General features: G+C 45.7%; 20 protein-coding genes. 12 read left to right on the forward strand and 8 right to left on the reverse strand.

Annotation, left to right across the window (positions count from 1 at the left end; genetic code table 11):
- The first annotated feature begins 126 nt into the window (after positions 1-126).
- Positions 127-492, forward strand: coding sequence for a cupin domain-containing protein (locus tag MP3633_RS01565; RefSeq protein WP_176334196.1), 366 nt, complete (start codon positions 127-129; stop codon positions 490-492).
- 59 nt (positions 493-551) lie between these two features.
- On the opposite strand, the gene puuE is transcribed toward MP3633_RS01565, so the two are convergent.
- The 4 genes from puuE to MP3633_RS01585 form a co-directional block, all read right to left on the reverse strand.
- Positions 552-1481 carry an allantoinase PuuE gene (gene puuE, locus MP3633_RS01570; protein WP_176334197.1) on the reverse strand — a complete coding sequence of 310 codons (930 nt, stop codon included), beginning with the start codon at positions 1479-1481 and terminating at the stop codon, positions 552-554.
- 188 nt (positions 1482-1669) lie between these two features.
- Positions 1670-3064: an ethanolamine permease gene (gene eat / locus MP3633_RS01575; RefSeq protein ID WP_112136075.1), complete on the reverse strand. Its 1395-nt coding sequence runs from the start codon at positions 3062-3064 to the stop codon at positions 1670-1672.
- A gap of 99 nt (positions 3065-3163) precedes the next feature.
- Positions 3164-4093: an ethanolamine ammonia-lyase subunit EutC gene (eutC, locus tag MP3633_RS01580; RefSeq protein WP_176334198.1), complete on the reverse strand. Its 930-nt coding sequence runs from the start codon at positions 4091-4093 to the stop codon at positions 3164-3166.
- Positions 4090-5511: an ethanolamine ammonia-lyase subunit EutB gene (locus tag MP3633_RS01585; RefSeq protein WP_176334199.1), complete on the reverse strand. Its 1422-nt coding sequence runs from the start codon at positions 5509-5511 to the stop codon at positions 4090-4092. Before MP3633_RS01585 ends, eutC begins: the two co-directional genes overlap by 4 nt.
- 254 nt (positions 5512-5765) lie before the next feature.
- On the opposite strand from MP3633_RS01585, the gene MP3633_RS01590 reads away from it, so the two are divergent.
- From MP3633_RS01590 to MP3633_RS01605, 4 genes are all read left to right on the forward strand, one after another.
- Positions 5766-6749: a helix-turn-helix domain-containing protein gene (locus tag MP3633_RS01590; protein ID WP_176334200.1), complete on the forward strand. Its 984-nt coding sequence runs from the start codon at positions 5766-5768 to the stop codon at positions 6747-6749.
- Positions 6750-6904: 155 nt separating this feature from the next.
- Complete coding sequence (locus MP3633_RS01595; RefSeq protein ID WP_176334201.1) at positions 6905-7750, forward strand: arylamine N-acetyltransferase family protein; 846 nt, start codon at positions 6905-6907, stop codon at positions 7748-7750.
- Positions 7747-8721 (forward strand): DMT family transporter, encoded by a 975-nt coding sequence (locus tag MP3633_RS01600; RefSeq protein WP_176334202.1) that lies wholly within the window; start codon positions 7747-7749, stop codon positions 8719-8721. Before MP3633_RS01595 ends, MP3633_RS01600 begins: the two co-directional genes overlap by 4 nt.
- Positions 8696-9289, forward strand: a complete 594-nt coding sequence (locus MP3633_RS01605; RefSeq protein WP_176334203.1) for a Crp/Fnr family transcriptional regulator — start codon at positions 8696-8698, stop codon at positions 9287-9289. Before MP3633_RS01600 ends, MP3633_RS01605 begins: the two co-directional genes overlap by 26 nt.
- On the opposite strand, the gene MP3633_RS01610 is transcribed toward MP3633_RS01605, so the two are convergent.
- Positions 9269-10492, reverse strand: coding sequence for a LysR family transcriptional regulator (locus MP3633_RS01610; protein WP_217909036.1), 1224 nt, complete (start codon positions 10490-10492; stop codon positions 9269-9271). The two genes, MP3633_RS01605 and MP3633_RS01610, sit on opposite strands and share 21 nt — an antisense overlap.
- A gap of 207 nt (positions 10493-10699) precedes the next feature.
- Here MP3633_RS01610 and ligA point away from each other — a divergent pair, with 207 nt between their 5' ends.
- The 7 genes from ligA to MP3633_RS01645 all read left to right on the forward strand — a co-directional run bounded on the left by ligA (position 10700) and on the right by MP3633_RS01645 (position 16126).
- The gene (ligA, locus tag MP3633_RS01615; protein WP_176334205.1) at positions 10700-11107 is read left to right on the forward strand and encodes a protocatechuate 4,5-dioxygenase subunit alpha; all 408 of its coding nucleotides are present in this window, start codon (positions 10700-10702) and stop codon (positions 11105-11107) included.
- Complete coding sequence (locus tag MP3633_RS01620; RefSeq protein ID WP_176334206.1) at positions 11107-11961, forward strand: class III extradiol dioxygenase subunit beta; 855 nt, start codon at positions 11107-11109, stop codon at positions 11959-11961. Before ligA ends, MP3633_RS01620 begins: the two co-directional genes overlap by 1 nt.
- A gap of 6 nt (positions 11962-11967) precedes the next feature.
- Positions 11968-12681: an alpha/beta fold hydrolase gene (locus MP3633_RS01625; RefSeq protein WP_176334207.1), complete on the forward strand. Its 714-nt coding sequence runs from the start codon at positions 11968-11970 to the stop codon at positions 12679-12681.
- A 6-nt stretch (positions 12682-12687) separates the two neighbouring features.
- Positions 12688-13152: a nuclear transport factor 2 family protein gene (locus tag MP3633_RS01630; RefSeq protein ID WP_176334208.1), complete on the forward strand. Its 465-nt coding sequence runs from the start codon at positions 12688-12690 to the stop codon at positions 13150-13152.
- Between the two features lie 167 nt (positions 13153-13319).
- On the forward strand, positions 13320-14300 hold the full coding sequence (locus MP3633_RS01635; RefSeq protein WP_176334209.1) for a TRAP transporter substrate-binding protein: 981 nt from the start codon (positions 13320-13322) through the stop codon (positions 14298-14300).
- A 3-nt stretch (positions 14301-14303) separates the two neighbouring features.
- Complete coding sequence (locus MP3633_RS01640) at positions 14304-14825, forward strand: TRAP transporter small permease (protein ID WP_176334210.1); 522 nt, start codon at positions 14304-14306, stop codon at positions 14823-14825.
- Positions 14822-16126, forward strand: coding sequence for a TRAP transporter large permease (locus MP3633_RS01645; RefSeq protein ID WP_176334211.1), 1305 nt, complete (start codon positions 14822-14824; stop codon positions 16124-16126). The genes MP3633_RS01640 and MP3633_RS01645 overlap by 4 nt, the downstream gene beginning before the upstream one ends.
- Before the next feature lie 86 nt (positions 16127-16212).
- Here the strand turns inward: MP3633_RS01645 and MP3633_RS01650 are convergent, their stop codons facing one another.
- The 3 genes from MP3633_RS01650 to MP3633_RS01660 form a co-directional block, all read right to left on the reverse strand.
- On the reverse strand, positions 16213-16875 hold the full coding sequence (locus MP3633_RS01650; RefSeq protein WP_176334212.1) for a DsbA family oxidoreductase: 663 nt from the start codon (positions 16873-16875) through the stop codon (positions 16213-16215).
- Positions 16876-17234: 359 nt separating this feature from the next.
- Entirely contained in the window at positions 17235-18674 is a 1440-nt protein-coding gene (gene hydA / locus MP3633_RS01655) for a dihydropyrimidinase (protein ID WP_176334213.1), read from the reverse strand.
- A 164-nt stretch (positions 18675-18838) separates the two neighbouring features.
- Positions 18839-20317: an NCS1 family nucleobase:cation symporter-1 gene (locus MP3633_RS01660; protein ID WP_176334214.1), complete on the reverse strand. Its 1479-nt coding sequence runs from the start codon at positions 20315-20317 to the stop codon at positions 18839-18841.
- Positions 20318-20384 lie beyond the last annotated feature (67 nt).

Raw genomic sequence — 20384 nt, forward strand, 5'->3', positions numbered from 1 at the left:
GCATAACGCCTAGCTCTTGTTGTGCTTCACTCAGCATAACGCCTCGCTCCCCGAGCAAGCTCGAAGAATCGCTCTGGCGTTATGCTGAGCAACGCTGATAAGACCAATTTCAAAAAGGATTAAGATATGCAATTTACGCGCATTTTTAACGATGATCAGGGCAAGAGCCATTTCGGTGATTTGAATATCGATGTCCGCGATGGTGGTCCAATTGGCTTTTTGTCAGAGCGTTTTCCAGCAGGCGAGATGATCTTCCGTGAAACCCCAAGCGACTACGATTTCAAATGGCACCCAGCGCCACAGCGTCAGTTATTGTTCATCATCAAAGGTCGCTGCGAGTTCAAAGTGTCGTCCGGTGAAACTCGCCAATTCGGCGCTGGCGACGTTGTCTTGTTAGAAGACACAGAAGGCGAAGGGCACTGCAGCAAAGCCTTATTTAATGAAGTTAGGCATTCCATCTTTGTGACCGTATCGGATGACGTGGTTTTTTAACGAACTCTTCGTAAGAAAATGGCGATTGTCCTGAAAGGTCAATCGCCATTTTTTTATGGTTAAGCAGGCGGATGATTCTCTATCCAATGATCGGCAATCTCTTCGCGGCGGGCGATCCAGACTTTCTCGTGAGATTGAACGTAATCCAAAAACTTCTTCAGTGCCATAAAGCGGCTTGGTTTGCCAAGGGTTCGACAATGCATGCCGATGGACATCATTTTCGGTGCGGTGGCGCCTTCTTCGTACAAACAATCAAAGTTGTCTTTCAAATACTGGAAGAATTCTTCGCCATGATTAAAGCCATAAGGCGAGGAAAACTTCATGTCATTGCAGTCAAGGGTGTACGGCACGATGAGGTGCGGTTTGGTTTGACTTGTATCCTTGTGATGCGGGACTTTTACCCAATAAGGTAAGTCATCGCCATAGTTGTCTGAATCGTATTTTAGCTGCGTGTGTTCTGCGACCAAGGCGCGTGTGTTTGGCGAATCACGTCCTGTGTACCAACCGGTTGGTTTTACGCCAGTCACTTTTTCGATAAGAGCGAGGGCTTTGGTCATGTGTTCTCGTTCTTGCTCGATGGGCATGTCTTGGTAATGAATCCATTTTAGCCCGTGGCAGACAATTTCGTGTTTGCCTGCTACAAAGGCTTTGGCCACGTCTGGATTGCGCTCCAATGCGGTCGCAATGGCGAAAACCGTTAGCGGTAAACCTCGGCGTTCAAACTCGTTGAGTATGCGCCAAACGCCAGACCGAGAACCGTACTCGTAAAGCGATTCCATGCTCATATGTCGGTCTTTGAATGGCTGCGCACCAAATATTTCTGACAGAAACGTCTCGGCGTGTTCGTCGCCATGAGCAACACAGTTTTCACCGCCTTCTTCAAAATTTAAGACAAACTGCAGCGCGACACGAGCGTTGTTTGGCCATTTAACGTTTGGCTGCCCGTGTCGGCCATAACCTGCGAAATCACGTTCTAAATAATGTTTCATTGTCTTAGTCTCACTTCTGTCGCATGTCGTCATTTTCGAATGTTTTATTTATGCAATTAATATACACATTATTGGTTCTGTGTCTTATCTGGTGTTATGAAAAAGCCCCGCATTAAAGAATGCGGGGCTCTCTTAGCGAACTTAATCGACTAATTACAACATGTTAGAAGCGCATTAAGGTGAAGTGGCTAGAGATCTGCTTCTGCTGCCGCCAGCATGTCGAACTCTTCTTCTGGTGTTTTCGCCACAAGGTGGTTTTTGCTATACAAGAAGTAGTACGCTGCGCCAATGGCGAATAGCACTAGGGTGTAAAAAAACGCGCGAGGGTCGTATGCGTAAACACCCGTCAGAGCCAGCAATGATAAAACAAACGCAATAGATGAAGTGAAAATACCGCCAGGTGTTTTATAAGGACGATGCATGTCTGGATGGTTTATGCGCAGCAATATGTGGCTAAGTGCCATCAAGGCATAAGACACGGTTGCACCGACAACCGCCATGGCCAGCATTAGGTCACCTTCGCCGGTCAAAGAAGCAAGGAACCCCAAAATACCTGGAACGATCAATGCGCGTGAAGGCACTTTGCGCTTGTCCGTGACAGACAAACTTTGTGGAATGTAACCAGCACGAGATAAGGCAAATACTAGGCGACTGTAACCGTAAATAATCGAGAAGAAAGACGCGACCAATCCAGCGAGTCCAAGTATGTTGACCGCCGTACCCAGTGTTTCATGTCCTGCAAAGTTTAGCGCATCGACCAATGGAACCGCGCTTTTACCCATAGCGTCTGCACCAGCAGCACCAGCCAATAAAAACACCACTAACAAAGCGGTGAACAACAAGAAAACCATCGCGCCGATGATGCCTTTTGGTACATCTTTGGCTGGGTCTTTGGCTTCTTCGGCGGCCAATGGCACACCTTCGACGGCCAAAAACAACCACATACCAAATGGCAAAGCGGCCCAAATACCGTACCAACCCATTGGCATAAACTCACTTGCACCAACAGCATCCGTCACAGGCACATCAAATAAACGGCTTGTATCGAAATCGCCAATCAATGCGACGGCGGTAGCTAGAATCGCGATGACCGCTAAACCACTAATCACCATCATGACTTTTAATGCTTCGCCAGCACCGGCTAAATGAATACCGATAAAGACAATATAAAATGCGGCGTAGACCCAAGGCCCATTAAAACCCAATAAGGCTTCCACCGCAGAACCGATGAAAATAACAATGGCGGCGGGCGCCAGTGCGTATTCGATTAATACCGCTAAGCCAGTTAAATAACCGCCAGTTGGTCCCATGGCTTGGCGAGCAAAACTATAACCGCCACCTGCCGCAGGAATGGCGGCTGACATTTCAGCTAAGGCCAATACAAGGGTAAAATACATCACAGCCATTAGTCCTGCTGCAATGGCAAAACCGCCCCAGCCCGCTTCCGCAATACCAAAGTTCCAGCCCGCGAAATCACCGGAAATTACGTAGGATACGCCCAAGCCCGCTAGCAAAACCCAGCCAGCGGAGCCTCTTTTAAGCTGGCGTTTAGCCAGATATTCCTTATTCATTTGATCAGACATAGTAGTTCCCTTTGTTCTCTTTTAATTGTGGTTTTTATAGTCATTTTTTACCCGGATGGGCTTATATTTTTTATGGTTACTTTTTCTTTTTTCTCATGGTTAAGATATGAGAAAGTTTTTAGATTCTTTACTGGTGTCTATGATTAAGTCATCGTTTGATCGGTCTTTCAGTTTTACGCCAGACAGTTTGAGAGTGCGTGCTTCGTTTAATAAATAGAACGCTTTGCGCGCTGCTTCTTGATAAACCAAACCGGCCGGACGAACATTGGATATGCAATTTCTAAAGGCGTCAGTAAGGCCGACTTTACCGCCCCATGTCAGGTACAAACCTAAGCTATCCGGTGAACTAAGGCCGGGGCGTTCACCGATCAGCACTAATACGCATTTAGCGTTTAGGCGCTCGCATACATCGTCACCAATGGCAACGCGACCTTGTTTCACAAAACAAATCGGCGCTAGACTCCAATCGTTTTTATGGCTGTTTTTTGTATTTTGCTGTGTGGGCTCTTGCTGAATGTGGATATAACTGAAAAGCGCCTCTAAAAATGGCAAGGTGTTTTGTTCAATTGCTAGAGAAGACAAGCCATCCACCACCACGATGGCAAGGTCATAGTGTTGTGACGTGGCGGCTCTGTGTTCGTCTAGTGTATTGGCGGATTCTTCGTCGAGTCGTCGGCCATAATCTGGACGTTGCAAATAGGAGGCGCGGTCTATTGCGCGGCTGTGCAGTATGAGGGGCGCGCTGTGTGGCGCCCAATCTTGTGCCATAAGGTCTTTTGCCAAAGACTCTGAGTCGAGTTGTGTATGAACCGCATCAATGGCTTGTGCGTGGGCTAATTGAAATGCCAGCAGGTGTTTAGTTGGTACGCTGATGCCAGAACGTCCTAGACCAACGCGCGCGTCTGTGAATGCGTTGAGTTTACGCCATGCATTTTCAGTCACGGGCTCTATGTTTTCAGTGACGGGTTCTTCTTTTCCAGTGGTAATAGGCGCATGCGGATGGGTCGGAAAGGACTTATCGGTGCTCATGAATGACCTCCAATCATGCGGTGGAGAGACTTATGAAATGCGTCTGGTAACTCGTGGTTGAGGATGAATTTCTCGTTGTTTTTGAAGATTTCCATCTTGGCTAGCCAAATGTCAAACTCTGGCGCGGGTTTTAAACCCAACACGCGGCGAGCGTATAGCGCATCGTGGAATGAGGTCGTTTGATAGTTCAGCATGATGTCATCGGAACCGGGAATGCCCATTACAAATGTACAGCCGGCGACACCTAAAAGAGTCAGTAAATTATCCATGTCGTTTTGATCGGCTTCAGCGTGATTGGTGTAGCACACGTCGCAACCCATGGGCAAACCAAGCAGCTTGCCGCAAAAATGGTCTTCTAAGCCCGCGCGGGTGATTTCTTTCCCATCGTACAGATACTCGGGGCCGATAAAGCCAACAACCGTATTAACCAACAAGGGATTGAATTTACGAGCTACCGCGTAAGCCCGGGCTTCGCACGTTTGTTGATCCAAACCGTGATGCGCGTTGGCAGACAGCGCACTGCCTTGGCCAGTTTCAAAATACATGACGTTATTACCGACTGTTCCGCGATTCAGCGACAAGGCCGCATCTTGGGCTTCGGCCAGATTGGCGAGATTAAAACCAAAACTGTCGTTCGTGGCTTGGGTGCCGCCGATGGATTGGAAAACCAAATCCACTGGCGCCCCTTGTTCTATGCATTCAATGGTGTTGGTCACGTGGGTCAGCACGCAAGATTGCGTGGGAATCTCATAATGCTGGATTACTTCGTCCATCATTTTGATCAAACGTGTGGCTTGTTGCACGTTGTCGGTCGCTGGATTGATTCCGATCACTGCATCGCCATTGGCGTAGAGTAAACCGTCTAGCATACTGGCCGCGATTCCGGTTAGATCGTCGGTTGGGTGATTGGGTTGTAAGCGTGTTGAAAGGTGTCCCGGTAAACCGATGGTGTTACGAAAAGCGGTTTTTATATGACATTTCTTGGCGACAAGAATGAGGTCTTGATTGCGCATGATCTTACTCACCGCTGCCGCCATTTCGGGAGTGATGCCGGGGCGGATCTGTATGAGAATGTCACTGCTCGCCAAATCGCTTAATAACCAGTCTCGAAAACCACCGACTGTCAGATGCGAAATAATAGAAAAGGCCATTTTGTCATGATCGTCTAGTATTAGCCGCGTGATTTCATCTTTTTCGTAAGGAACAAGGGCGTGCTCAAGGAAAAGTGACAGCGGTACATCAGCCAGCGTCATTTGTGCGATGGCGCGTTCTTCAGCTGTGCGTGCCGCGACGCCCGCTAACCGGTCGCCAGATCGAGCTGGCGTGGCCTTAGCCATTAAATCGGCGAGGTCGACGAAGCCAAAAGTTTGTTCGCCCACGATGTGACGAAATTGAAAAGTAGATTGTGGGTTGCTCATAACCGTCTCTCACGCTTTACTAGTATTGTGTTGGCCCCAAAAAGCAAAGTATAAAAGGGCATAGATATTGCAACTTTTATTTGGACTTAAGATCTGAGTCCAAGGTTTGAAATTTGAATGTAAGTTTACCTTACGGAAATCCATAAACTGTCGTTATCGAATAATGGCAAAAATGAAAAAGCCATATATATCAAATGCTTGTTTTGTTTTATTTTAAAAACCGGCTTAAAACGCATCTTTTTTAGGGGAGGATTATGTTGAATTCAGGGATCGATGCACCAAATAAGGGCTCTTTGGTTCGAGTGTCGGAGGCTTTTGATGCGGATTTACACGCTGGTAATCTTACAGGGTGGCAGCAAGAGTACGATCAAACAAGCCGAGGTGGTTTTTATGGTCGTATTGTAGAGCTGCCTTTTAATGGCTTACAGGTTTTTTGTGAGCATACCAGTCAGGCATTACAACAAAAGTGTGTGGTGTGGCCGGACTCGGTTTGGTTAGGCATTCCACATGCGAATCAAGAAAGTAGTCGAATCAATGGCTTAACTATCCATCAAGACACGATTATGTGCCGACCTGGTGGTTGTGATTTTCAGCTGTCGACCCCGCCAGATTATGATTTGTATGGTTTAGTCGTAGATAAGTCGACTTTGACGGACATGGCGTTGATCCATGGCGTAGATTTGAATTGGAAAGAATTGACAGAACATGGTCGTCTTGGGGTGCCTGATAAAATATTGGAGGAAGTGCGTTTTTTGTTAGGGCGCTTGCTCTTAGTTGAAAGCAAGGAATCACCATCGCGGTTGCAGCATGATATTGTCATGATGGCTCTGCTTGAAGTGCTCAAAGTGGAAACGCCGCAACCGGCGACAACACAGAGCTATAAACACCGTAAAAAGGTGGTCGATTGCGCTCGTCAGTTTTTAGACCATCATTTGGATGAGCCGGTTACCGTCACACAATTGTGTAAAATCACTAATGTGAGTCGACGAACCTTACAATACAGTTTTGACAGTATTCTTGGCATCAGTCCCATTCAATATCTGCGTATTAGTCGATTAAACGGCGTACGCCGTGCATTGGTTCAAGCGCCAAGTAGTCAATCGGTAAGCGACATCGCTGCACAATGGGGTTTTTGGCATTTGAGTCAATTCGCCAAAGACTATAAGCAGCTCTTCGGGGAGCGACCATCGCAAACGCTCGAATGGCGGAGCCAGTCAAAAACGCATTTCTCATTTTAATATCACTTCCCCAAACCCTGAAAAGATGGCATTGGGGAGGGAATTTGATCCCGAAATCAAAATACCTCTCTTAACCTATGTTAATTCTTTACTCTTCTGACTCCGGTAATCTTGGTTGTATTCCGTATCTGTTGATTATTTTAAAGGGGCGCAGTATGTCGTTGTCATCTAGTTTACAAAATTACTTATCTGATCTTGGGTTGGTTGTACCAGAACAGCCAACTATTGAGTTTGTTCAAGCTCTGCAGGCTGAGCATGTGGCTCGTTATAGTTTTAATAGTTTGGCGGTGGTGTTGGGTGAAGAGATTTCTTTGGATCTTGAAGAGATCAGCCAGAAAATAGTGACTCGTGGTTTGGGCGGTTATTGCTTTGAACACAACAAGCTGACGTTTGAGCTATTAAAAGCCTTGGGTTATGACGTACAGCTTAAGTTGGCAAGAGTATTGAATAATAACTTCGAGCGCGAAGCGGGCAGAACGCATCGAGTGACGTTGTTAACGCTGGAAGGTGTGAGCTATTTGGTTGATACCGGCTTTGGTGGTAATGGGCCTATTGCACCATTACGGTTAGATATAAACACGCAACAAGTGGTTGGTTTAGACCGCTATCGTATGTTGGCTAAAGGTAAGGGTGAATATGATTTGCAGGTATGTAAGGGAGATGACTATTTCACTCTTTATCGCTTTGATAGTGCGGCTTACACGGATGCAGATTGTGCGCTAGGGCATTTTTATTCCCATAAAAATCCGCAGGCCGTATTTTTAAAGAATCTTATGGTGACTTTGAAAAAAGCGGATCAGACGGTTGCTTTGGTGAATGCTGAATTTATTACGAGAGATCAGCAAGGAGAGCGAAAACAGTTGGTTGAAAGCCACGAATTACTTGGTAATATTTTGGACTCTGAGTTTGATATTGTCCTTGAGCCTGCTGTAGTTGAGCATCTTTTTATCCGCTTTTTGGCGCCTATGTTGGCCGCGGATGAAGTCGGGGCAACGTCATGAGTTCATTTTTTACCTTGTTGCTGTGGGCTTGGCTGATGGCGTCGTCTTTCATTGTATCAGGTTATATGGAGGCGTTTGCTAGCCCGATTGCGACGTCGGCGTTTCGTTTTTTATTGGCGTTATTGATTTTGTTTCCGGTGTTGTTATTTAGTTGGCAGCGTGCAGGATTGAGTAAAGCTGAGCAGTTTAAGGCGTTGTTTGCTTCTCGTCAGCGGCTTTTTCATTATGTGGTGATAAGCGGCGCTCTGGTGGGATTTTTTATTGGTTTGTTTGTGGCGTTGCAATCGACCACGCCATTGAATACGTCTGTTTTGTATACCTTGGTTCCCTTAATCGGTGTGCTTATTACAAGGGTTTGGCTTAAAGAAATCGCGCCTTTGTGGCGAGTAATTGGTTTTGTTCTTGGCTCAATCGGCGCGATGACAGTGTTATTTTCTACACAGGGCTTTTCTACACAAGGCTTTTCTACACAAGGCATCGACGGATTTCAGTGGCATTCCGGTGACTATATCTTTGTTGGTGCGTGTTTTTTATTGGCCTTACATGTGGTGTCGGTACAAAAGTGGGGGCGATCTTTAGGCGCGTTGTCTGGTGCTTTTATGATTATGTTATTTGGTACACTTTGGTTGTTGCCTGTCGCTTTAATATGGGGTGAGCTTAGTCAGGTGCAATGGTTGTCGCAAGACTTCTGGGTGACCATCTTGTATTTGACGGTGTTTACAACGCTGTTTACCTTTGTACTGCAGCAACGTTTGGTGATGACCGCAGGGGCCAGTCGGTTGTTGGCATTTTCTTATACGATACCAGTTTGGGTCGCTTTATTTACCGCGCTCACTCAGTCGCGTTTATTAAGCTTGGTGGATTGGCCTTTTGCTTCTGGTATTGTGTTTTTGAGTGTCGCACTGTTTCTTATTGATGGTAATTTAAGCAAGGTGAAAATCACTGATGGATCGAACTCAACTGAAAAATAGTTTTGAAACCTATTTTAACGAATTAGGTTACGAGATTGGTTGGCAAAGATTGACGGTGCCAATGGATGTCCATGTGATTCGCAAAGGTGATTACCTGTTTCAGCAAGGGGACTTTGCGAATCGTTTGTATTTTTTACATTCTGGATTGGTGCGTTATGTAAGTGTTTCCGATGATGGGAAAGAGTTCACGCAAACCTTTGCGAAGAGCCCGAGAATCATTGGCTCAACCAAGGCGATGGTGACCGAGACACGAGTTTTATTCGGTATCCAGGCCTTGGAAGATAGCATGGTTTCTTCTTATCCTTGGCAAGATTTTTATGCTCAAATGCGCCACGATATTGGTTTTTTAGAGTGCTATGCTAAATTCCTTGAACGCATCTTTATTGTCAAAGAAGAGCGTGAAAATGCCTTTGTAAAACATTCCGCTGAACGTCGTTATCTAGATTTTCGTACTGCCTATCCTGAGTTAAAAGATTCTATTCCACAGCAGCAAATTGCGACTTATATTGGTATCACTCCAGTGGCATTGAGTCGAATCCGGCAGAGGTTAAAGCTGAGTCGAGGGTGACTTATGCTTAATGGTTAACTTCAACTCTTCAATAAATGTCTGAATAATGGCGGATTGTCTTTCGCGATGCAGTGTTATACCTATGGTGCATTCTGGGTTTGGGAGTGGAATAGAAATTTGCTTTAGGCGAGGGTTGAGTTTGCTGATATTCCAATCGTCATAGAATAACAGCGCGATGGCGTCGCTGTGGATAACCAGCTCTTCTGAAGAGGCGAAGGTCAGCATTTCCAGTGCTTGAATGGGCGGTTTGTTGTCTATGCTATGGAACAGGCTTTCGAAATAATCCCGAATCGGCGTGCCGTGACGCGCTACAATCCAGCGTTCATTAACCAGATTATTGAGTGTCTTTGCGTCGTTGTGTATCGGATGATCGGCACGAGCTATCAAAGCGTATTGAGCTGGTAATAATGGCAGCTCAATTAGCTCTGGGTGAATCGGGCCTTTTCTCATGAGACCCAGAAAACAATCTATTTCACCTTGTCGTAGAGCATTTGCCAGCATGTGATAAGGGCCTTGCATGGCTTGCAGACGAATCCCTGAATGTTGCTTAAATATAGAAGCAAACGCAATGGGAACAATATCTTGGCAGGAAAAAGACAGCATTCCTACGGACAATCTGCCGGTTAACTCGTTTGGCAGTGATTGAAGACTGTGTTGTAGCGATTGAGCCACAGGTGAAATTCTTAGGAATAACGAAGCCAGTTGTTTGGCTGCAGCTTGCGGGATCAGACCACGACGCGCTCTTGAGAATAGTGGCTGCTGTACCATATTTTCGATTTCTTTTAATGTTTTGCTGACCGCTGGTTGTGTCATGCCAAGCGTTTGCGCGGCAACAGAGGCACTGCCAACTTTTACGACGGCTTCAACGATCAGTAGATGTCGCCACTCAACGTAGGTTTTTAATTTTAGTAAGGCAGTAACGTTGCTTTGTAATTGGCACTCTGTGCCAGAGATCGCTTGTAAAATGCTATTGCAAGACGAGATCACCACTTCCCCTGCTGACGTTGGTTCAGCCCCACTCCAGCCGCGCGTAAAAATATCCACCTGCAATGCTTGTTCGGCTTGTGACAGTGAACGCGAGACACTGGATTGACTTAGGTTTAACGACGAGCTTGCTTCTTTTTCGGTACCTTTCTTCATTATTTCCCTGATAACACGGCATTGTTTGAGTGTCAGTGGAAAGTTTAAATTAGGTTTGCTCATCCTTGGTGTCCTTTTAACAAGTCGTTTGGTGAGGTCGTGGTAAGTAAAAGCTCGTTATCTATAATTTATGATATAACCAGAATTTTAGCCATGTTTTTGATTGTGCATATGTAAGGTTGGTTTTTTCTGTGTACCTTTAATTAAATAAGTTCTACTTAGTTAATTCCTCTTTAGTGAGGGTAAGAAGCGAGCGAAGGTAAGACGCGAATGAATAATAACAATAAGCCTTACAGTGATATTCCTGGCACGACCGTGTTCGACGGCGATATGGCCAGAATAGGCTTTCACCTCAATCAATTTTGTATGTCCTTAATGCAAGAATCTAATCGAACGGCGTTTAAGCAAAATGAACGTACCTATCTAGACAAATGGCCCATGACGGAAGCGCAAAAATGTGCCGTGATTGCTCGGGATTTTAGTCAGCTTATCGCCCTTGGTGGCAACATTTATTATCTTGTCAAAATCAGTTCGAGCGATGGACTAAGCGTGGCGGCAGCCGTTTCCACCATGACCAATTTATCCGTTGATGAATACATCGATATGATGCGCCGTGGTGGCCGTTCACCGGAAGGGAATCGTTATGTTGTAAGTAACACATCTGAGGAGAAACAATAATGGCCAAAATCACCTGTGGATTAGGTACCTCTCATATTCCGTTGCTTGGACATATTATTGATAAGGGCGATAGTGGCAATGAGAAGTGGGCGCCAATATTTGATGGTTATCAGTTCACTAAAAAATGGATTCGTGAGCAAAAACCAGATGTTGTCATTTTGGTCTACAACGATCACGCGACAGCGTTTGATATGAAAGTAATTCCAACTTTTGCGATTGGCTGTGGGGAAGAATATCACCCAGCTGATGAAGGTTATGGTGCACGTCCTGTTCCAACGGTAAAAGGCGCGCCTAAACTGGCCTGGCACATTACCGAGTCTTTGATAAAGCAAGGCTTTGACATGACGATTGTCAATGAAATGGACGTGGATCATGGTCTTACTGTGCCTTTATCTATGGTGTTTGGGGAAGTGGAAGAATGGCCTTGCCAAGTTATTCCCTTGGCCGTCAATACCGTGGTTTATCCCTCACCAACGGGAGATCGCTGCCTAGCTTTGGGTAAAGCGATTCGAGCCGCAGTAGAGCAATTTCCAGAAGACATAAATGTTCAAGTGTGGGGAACCGGTGGCATGAGTCACCAACTATTAGGCGAACGTGCTGGCTTGATTAACCAAGAGTGGGACCTCGCCTTTCTGGACGATTTAAAGAGTGATTATGAGAAGCTAGGGGCGATTTCTCAAGTTGAATACATCCGCGAATCCGGCACAGAAGGGGCTGAAATGGTGATGTGGTTGATCATGCGTGGTGCGCTGAATCATCAGGTTAACGAAATACATCGTCATTACCATGTGCCTGTTTCTAATACGGCGCTGGGTCATCTGATATACGAAAATGTTGATGAAAAGGGAGAGTAAATCACAATGAATGTGCGCATAACTAGACCCAAATTGGTTTGTTTAGCTGGTTTGCTATGTGATCAACGAATGTGGCAAAACGTCGCAGCTCAATTAGAGAATGACGCCGACGTTGAAATTATTAGCTTTGCTGGTTTTGATGATCTGACCGACATGGCTCGGTTTGTGTTATCCAATATCGAAGGCAATTTTGCGTTGGCGGGTCACTCTATGGGAGGACGAGTAGCTCTGGAAATATATCGTCTTGCACCGCAGCGGATAACGCGTCTAGCGCTTTTAAATACAGGTGTTCATCCCAAGTCAGACAAAGAAATTCCGGGGCGTATGCGCTTGATTGAAGCCGCGAAAACGAGTGGCATTTCAGTGTTAGCAGCGCAATGGCTAATCCCCATGATGTCTCCAAAAGGATTAAATAACGCAAAGTTGATGGCTGATTTGACAAAAATGGTCGAGTCTTACTCGGTTGAAGATTTTGAAAAGCAGATTCATGCATTGATAAATCGCCCCAATGCCGAAGCGCTACTTTCACAGATATCAGTGCCAACTTTACTGCTTTCCGGCTCGCAAGATACTTGGAGTCCAGCGGTTCAGCATCAGGCCATTCAACAACAAATTATTGGTAGTGAACTTGTCGTGATCGACGACGCTGGACACATGGCACCGGCGGAAGATCCAGAAAATGTCGCAGCGGCACTGCACACATGGTTACAGAAAAAGTAGGGGATTATGAGCAATCGAACGATCGAAAATATGCTGATTGAGTGGCAGTGCCAAAAGCTGGTAACTCGTTCCATTAACTTGCTAGATCAAGGACGTTGGCAAGAATTGGCAAATTGCTATGCCGAAGATGGCGAACTATATCGCCCGAGTGCACCGACCGTAAAAATTGAAGGACGCGACTCGATTCTTGAGTCTTTTACCTCGCGTCCAGCAAAAGAAACGTGTCATGCACTGACGAATATAGAAGCTAATATTATTGATCAAGGTCTTGTCGTCGTAACGTCGAGAGTGGTGCTGTTTGCCGCGAATAAAAAGGCCGAAGGCATCGAAAGCATGGTGCAGGCGAATGCGGACATTTTTATTGGTCGTTTCGTGGATGAAATTAAAAACGTAAATGGTGAATGGCTAATAGCCAAAAGACAGGGCTCGATTGAACTGCACTACAAAGGAACTTCAGACAAAACAGAGTAGCTGTTAAATAGCAAAAGGAGTCGCGAGGAAAAGAGTCGTTTGAAATCTTGGCAAATGATTGAGAGTAGAGTTTATATATAAAAAAGACATTCCGTGATTCGGTCTGTTCTATAAAAAAATAATAAAGCCTTCAAGCAAGGCACTAAAGCAACATTGGGAGAACAGATATGAAATTCAATAAATTCATTATTGCTGCTTCAGCGGCTATCACATTATCCACTCAAGTCTTTGCTGAGGAGCTAAAGTTCGCTAGCTTCACTCCACCGTTTCATACCATTAATGCGTCGGTGATTGAAAAGTTGAATACTGATTTATCGGCAGCGACTAATGGTGCTTTGACCGTGCGCGGCTATCATGGCGGAGAGCTAGGTGCAGGACCTGCGGAACAGTATGTGCGTGTTTTGCAAGGTGCAGCGGATATGTCTTGGGGTTTACCTGGTTATACCTCGTCACAGTTTGGTAAAACCATGATAGCGGAATTACCTGGCGCAATTCCTGAAGATATGCCAGGTTACGAAGCGTTATGGCGGGCGTATGATAAACATTTGAGTGGTGAGTTTCCGGGTACTAAACCACTGGCATTGTGGACCTCCGAGCCTAATATTTTCATCATGCGTAATAAAGTGATTCGCACACCTGCAGATTTAGCGGGGCTTAAAATTCGTGTTGCTGGTGCAACTGCCGCAAAAGTCGCGAGTGCCTTAGGTGCAACCCCTGTGCAAATGCCAGCCAGTCAGATTTATAATGCCATGCAAACTGGCCTGATTGATGGTGTTATTACAGGAGCATCAACCCTAATAGACTTTAAACTTGACGAAGTGGCTGATTCCCTTACTTTGGGCGCTCCACTAGGTCGTCTTGTCTTTTACACGGTGCTTAATGGCAGAGTTTATGATGGGCTAAGTGCGAGTCAAAAGGCCGCCGTTGACGCAGCAAGTGGTGTTGGGCTGTCTAAAAATGCGGAAGACGCTTGGCTGAAAACGGCTACAGAAGCGCTCGAAGTGGCTCGGGGCGATAGTGCAAATACAATAACGGACCTAACTGATGATGAAAGAGCTGCGTTTACCAAGGCGGTTTCTGGTGTGGTTCAGTCTTATGTAAAAAGCGTAAATGGCGCAGCGACACTTGTGGCAATGGAAGGCAAGTAACCCATGCTTGTCATTATTCGTAAACTGGCGGATGGGATTATTTCCCTGTCCGCCGCCTTGGGTGCTTTAGGCCTAATCTTCGAGGTGATCATTATTCTCGCGGATGTCATTGGTCGTGCGATGGGATCACCACTTTATGGATCGCAGGACATAGTTACCATGACCATGGTTATTCTGCTCTTTGGTGCAATGGCACTGTGTGACCGTCAGGGCGGTCACATCTCGGTTGATCTTTTCGAACGAAGCTATCCGGCGGTGCTTAACCGCTTAATCGATGTTTTTTCCGCGTTACTGGGCACTGTCATCTTTGTAGGCATTGCTTATGCGGTAAATGAAAGCGCTAAAATTTCAACTATGTTGAACCTTTCGACCAATCTTTTGCTTATACCTAAGGCGTGGTTCCAAAATGGGCTTTCTATCTTTGCTTTGATCACTGCGGCTGGAATGGCATTACGTGCTGTTGAATTAACCTTGTCAGGTCGTGACATTCGTAAAGTAGACACGGACAAAGGAGACGCTGCATGAGTGCATCAATGATTGGTTTTGTTGGCATCTTGATCATGTTCGGTCTGTTGGTGTTGCGTATTCCGGTGGCTTTTGCCATGTTTTCTGTGGGATTTGTGGGTATTACGGTGCTTGACAGCAGCCGATCCGCATTCAGTTTACTGGCATCGGAAACCTTCACTTTAGCCTCGTCGCCTGAATTGGTTGTTATCCCGCTGTTTATTCTGATGGGGAATGTCGCCTCCATCACAGGAATGAGTCAGAAACTATACGACGCCGCTTATGCCATCATAGGCCAGTTACGTGGCGGATTGGCTTCGGCTACGGTGATTGGTTGTGGCGGCTTTGCTGCGCTATCTGGTTCGTCGGTTGCATCAGCATTGACTATGGGGAAGGTCGCGTTAGGGCAGATGGATCGTTTCAATTACGATAAAAGGCTATCTACTGGCGTGGTTGCTGCAGGTGGCACACTGGGGATACTCATTCCACCGTCGACTGGATTCGTTATTTACGCGATTCTCACCGAGCAAAGTATCGGACGATTGTTTTTAGCCGGTGTTCTGCCAGGCATTATGTTGCTGCTATTGTTCATTTTAGTGATCACGGTAGTTTGTTGGTTTCGTCCAGAATTAGGGCCTGCTGGGCCTGCGACAAGCTGGCGTAATAAAGGCAAAGCCTTGTTGGGTGCTGGGCCGATTGTTGCTGTGATACTTCTGACGATTGGTGGCATTTATGGTGGATTATTTTCACCTGTTGAGGCGGCTGCCGTTGGCGCAGGGATTGTGATCTTAGTCGGATTTGTAACGCGATCTTTATCGCTAAAAGCCCTTTGGCATGCGTCTAGGGACGCGGTTGTTACCACGGCGACAGTGATGTTAATTTTGATTGCTGCTCACCTTATCAACCCATTTATGGCGCTTAGTCATATTCCTTCGGCAGTAGGGGAATTGTTGTCTGGATTGGGATTGGGAGTAACGGGAACGCTTATTCTTATCCTTGCAATCTACCTTGTGCTGGGCTGCTTTCTTGAAGGTTTCGCCATGCTGGTTCTGACCTTGCCGATTTTCTTCCCTATCATTATGTCACTTGGTATAGATCCGATTTGGTTTGGCGTGCTGACGGTTCTGACTCTTGAGATGGGCTTAATTTCTCCTCCTGTTGGTATTAATGTCTTCATCGTCAAATCTGTCGCACCGAACGTGGAGTTAGGCGACATTTTCAAAGGAGTGCTTCCTTTCTGGTTGATGATGATCTTGGCGGTCGCTTTGCTAATTATCTTCCCGCAGATTGTTCTTTTTCTTCCTAACGCTATGTTTGGTTGATTTTAGTGCTATGAACATAAAAAAGCGTATCCCCCCATGCTGTCATTAACATGGGGGGATATTGTGAGAGCAAAAGGCTTGTTGCGTTAAGCCTTTTGCTCCGCCTCTTTTTTAAGAATTTCTTCTATGGTGTTTTTGAAGACTTCCGCAGGTTGCCCGCCAGAAATCGCGTACTTGTTGTTAATAATGACAGTGGGAACTGATGTGATGCCATGTTGTTGCCACATTTTTTCTTGTTTACGCACTTCATCGATAAAATGCCCATTTTCTAAAATACCTTTGGCCGCCGCTGGATCAAGGTTTACGCTGGCTGCTAGATTTGCCAGCGTACTGTAATCGCTAATATCTTGGTTGTGCGTAAAATGCGCTTTAAATAACGCCATTTTAAGCTCAGCTTGTTTGCCTTCTAAATTTGCCCAATGCAATAAGCGATGCGCGTCGAAAGAATTGCGCATACGGCTTTCCGGTGTGAAGTTGAAATCAAAGTCGACTTCTTTGCCGCGGGCTTGAATCATGACTCTATTTTCGTCTGATTGCGCTTTGGTAATGCCGTACTTTTCTGTGATGTGTTCGCTAAAGTCCTGTCCTTCTGGGCGCATCTCTGGATTGAGCTCAAATGGCTGGAAGGTGATATCTGCACTAACGGTGTCTTTTAGTTCGTCTAATGCTTTATTGAGATTGCCAAGACCGACGACGCACCAAGGGCACATGATGTCGGAAACAAATTGAATGTCTAGTGACTCTTTCATAAATAATGACCTTGATGATGTCGTTGAATAACATTCTTATGGGCAATGATTGAAAATGAAAGGACATGAAGCGGAAAACTCGGTCGTTTCTTGTAATTTGCATAATCTATGCGGTTTTTAAATAGGTACACGAATTCACATTCGGCACTCACCTCAAATAGTAGGTTTTTATCTCAGATGCTGAGCCAAGAGGGCTTGTTCGCATCTTCCCTAGTCTCGGTTAAACCTCTGTCTTTCTATAAAAAAACCACAAATAACGGATCAGGTAGTGCTCGCGCGCGAGTGGCATTTATTCCCTGACACTAAGATTTGTTATCTGTGGTTATTAACGCTGAAAAAACACCTGTAAAAAACTTGTCCTAGCGTTTTACGGCGACGGGTTTATTTAATTCCTGACGCTTTCTTAACGCTTCGTAAAACGGCGCATAAGTAGGGCGATCTACGTATTTTCCTTCTCCCGATTTTACCATCAAGGTATTGTTGTGCCATGCAAGTTTCCCGTTACAAACAGTGGTTTCAGGTACACCATGAATTTCCATTCCTTCAAAAATACTGTGTTCAATTTTCGAGTGATGCGTTTTCGCGGAAATCGTTTTTGTGGCCGCTGGGTTCCAGATCACTAAGTCTGCGTCTGCGCCAACGCGAATACAGCCTTTACTCGGGTAAATATTGAAGATTTTGGCGGTGTTGGTTGAGGTTAAAGCGACAAATTCGTTCATGGTGATCTTGCCTTGGTTAACGCCTTTTTCCCATAACACCATCATGCGTTCCTCCACACCGGCGGTGCCGTTGGGTATTTGCGTGAAGTTGTCTTTCCCCATGGCTTTTTGTTCGGCACAAAAGGCGCAATGGTCGGTGGCAGTGGTTTGCAGTGTACCGGCTTGTACGCCTTTCCAGAGTGCATCTTGGTGATGTTTGGGTCTGAAAGGAGGGCTCATAACGTGCGCTGCTGCGGTGGCCCAATCTGGGTTTTGATAGACGCTTTCATCAACGGTTAGGTGGCCCGCTAAGACTTCACCAAATACGGTTTGGCCGTGGTCTTTAGCGTAGCGAATGGCATCGACAGCTTCTTCTGTGGAGACGTGAACAAGGTAAATTGGCGCACCGAGCGTATTGGCAATGCTGATGGCTCGGTTTGCGGCTTCGCCTTCAACGGAAGAGGGACGAGACAGCGGATGCGCTTCTGGTCCTGTCATGCCTTCTGCCATGAGTTTGTTTTGTAAGTGATACACCAGCTCGCCATTCTCTGCATGGACGGTTGGAATCGCGCCGAGTTCTAAGCATTTGGTGAAGCTCGCCACCAGAATATCATCGGTCGCCATGATGGCATTCTTATACGCCATAAAGTGCTTAAAGCTGTTTACGCCATGGTCTTTGACCAGTATGTTCATTTCTTCGGCAACAGTGTCATCCCACCAAGTAATCGCTACATGGAAACTGTAATTTGAGTGGGCTTTTTTCGCCCAGTCACGCCATTGATGATAGGCATCTAAGAGCGACTGCTGAGGGTTGGGGATGACGAAATCGATAATGGTTGTCGTGCCGCCGGCCAGTGCGGCGGCGGTGCCAGAAGCAAAATCGTCTTTCGCGACGGTGCCCATAAAAGGCAATTGCATGTGAGTGTGTGGATCAATGCCACCAGGCATGATGAGTTTGCCGGTAGCATCAATGACTTCAACGTCTTCTGGTTGTTCGCTGATATCACCGATTTCGACGATTTTGTTGTCCTTACAAAGAATATCGGCTTTGAAGGTTTCTTCGTGAGTGACGATCGTCCCACCTTTAATTAATAAACTCATGATTTCGTCCTTTTTCTAAGAAAAAATAAACAGTAAGTGCGGATCAAAAGAACATCAAAAAAAACAGTATGGATGCGCTTCTACCTACACTCATAAAATAATGGAAGAAAAAATGCTGACGATGCAGAAGGCATCGCCAGCAGGTAAAGCAACTCATGTTTCAACTAGGCTGTTTCTGTCTCACTGACAGGATCGGCTTGTGATTTAGCAAGAAGGTAATACAAAATGGCACCGGTAAAGGCTCCAGTGAACCAACCGTAGCTATAGAACCAGCTAAAAGAAGACACATTTAGCGCGATTAAAGTAAGCACTACAGGCGCAGCAAAAGCGATTAAACCTGCATGGTTAAATGCTGGGTATAAGCTGTTTTCTTTGTAAAGCGCGACCAAATCCAAATGCTGACGTTTGATTAAGAAGTAATCGACAATCATGATGCCGGCAATCGGACCCAATAAGCTTGAATAGCCTAAGAGCCAGTTTGAATACATGCTTTCAACACTGACATCGGATTCGATCCAGCTCATTTTTTTCAATAATTCCCAACCCATTAAAACAATACCCACAATACCTGTAAGCAACACACCACGAGTGTGGTTAATGAGTTTAGGTGCAATGTTTTGGAAATCGTTAGTAGGAGAAACAATATTGGCTGCGGTGTTGGTGGATATTGTGGCGATAACGATCAATACCATGGCAATAGCAACCCAGAAAGGGCTGTCAATTTTACCGATCAAAGAAATGGGATCAGAAATGGTTTCACCAACCAAGCTTGTCGAAGCGGCCGTCAAAACCACACCCAAAGCAGCAAAGAAGAACATGGTCGCAGGCAAGCCGATGATTTGACCAATAATCTGATCTTTTTGAGATTTTGCATAACGACTAAAATCGGGAATATTCAAAGACAAGGTTGCCCAGAAACCAACCATCGCGGTTAAACCACCAAAGAAATACCCCCAAAAATTAGCGTCTTCAGGACGGTTTGCAGGAATGGCGAGTACTTCAGTGAAAGACACTTTCCCGCCAGCCCAAAGCATTAAACCAATACCAACGATCAACAATAGAGGAGCCGATAGTGTTTCTAACCATTTAATAGATTCAGCACCACGAATCACCACAACCATTTGGATAGCCCAAAATAGGAAGAAGCCGATGACTTCGCCGACGCCACCTAAGCTTGCCCAGTCAGAAGAAATGGCGGATAGAAACAAATGAATTGCTAGGCCACCAAACATCGTTTGAATGCCGAACCAACCACAGGCAACAAAGCCACGAATCAAGCAAGGAATATTAGATCCCACCATGCCGAATGAAGAACGCAGTAATATCGGAAAAGGAATGCCGAACTTAGTGCCCGGATACGCGTTTAAAGTCAGTGGCACCAATAAAATTACGTTAGCGATAAGAATAGTGAATAAGGCTTCCATCACAGAAAGACCAAAGTAAGCCGTTAATACGCCACCTAAAGTATAAGTAGGTACACAAATAGACATACCAACCCACAATGCTGCAATGTTCCACTTGTTCCAAGTACGATCTTTTACTTTTGTTGGCGCTAAATCGTCGTTATACGCTGAACTCTGTTGAAGGTCGGTATCGACCTCCAACTCATAAAACTCACCTTGTTTAACGGACTTACTGGTCATATTTACCACCTCTTCTATTGTGGGTTGATAGCTTTTATTTAATAGGAGCTATTTCATTCGATTGGAG

Origin of the sequence: Marinomonas primoryensis, from assembly GCF_013372285.1 — a bacterium.
GTDB classification, from domain to species: Bacteria; Pseudomonadota; Gammaproteobacteria; order Pseudomonadales; family Marinomonadaceae; genus Marinomonas; species Marinomonas primoryensis.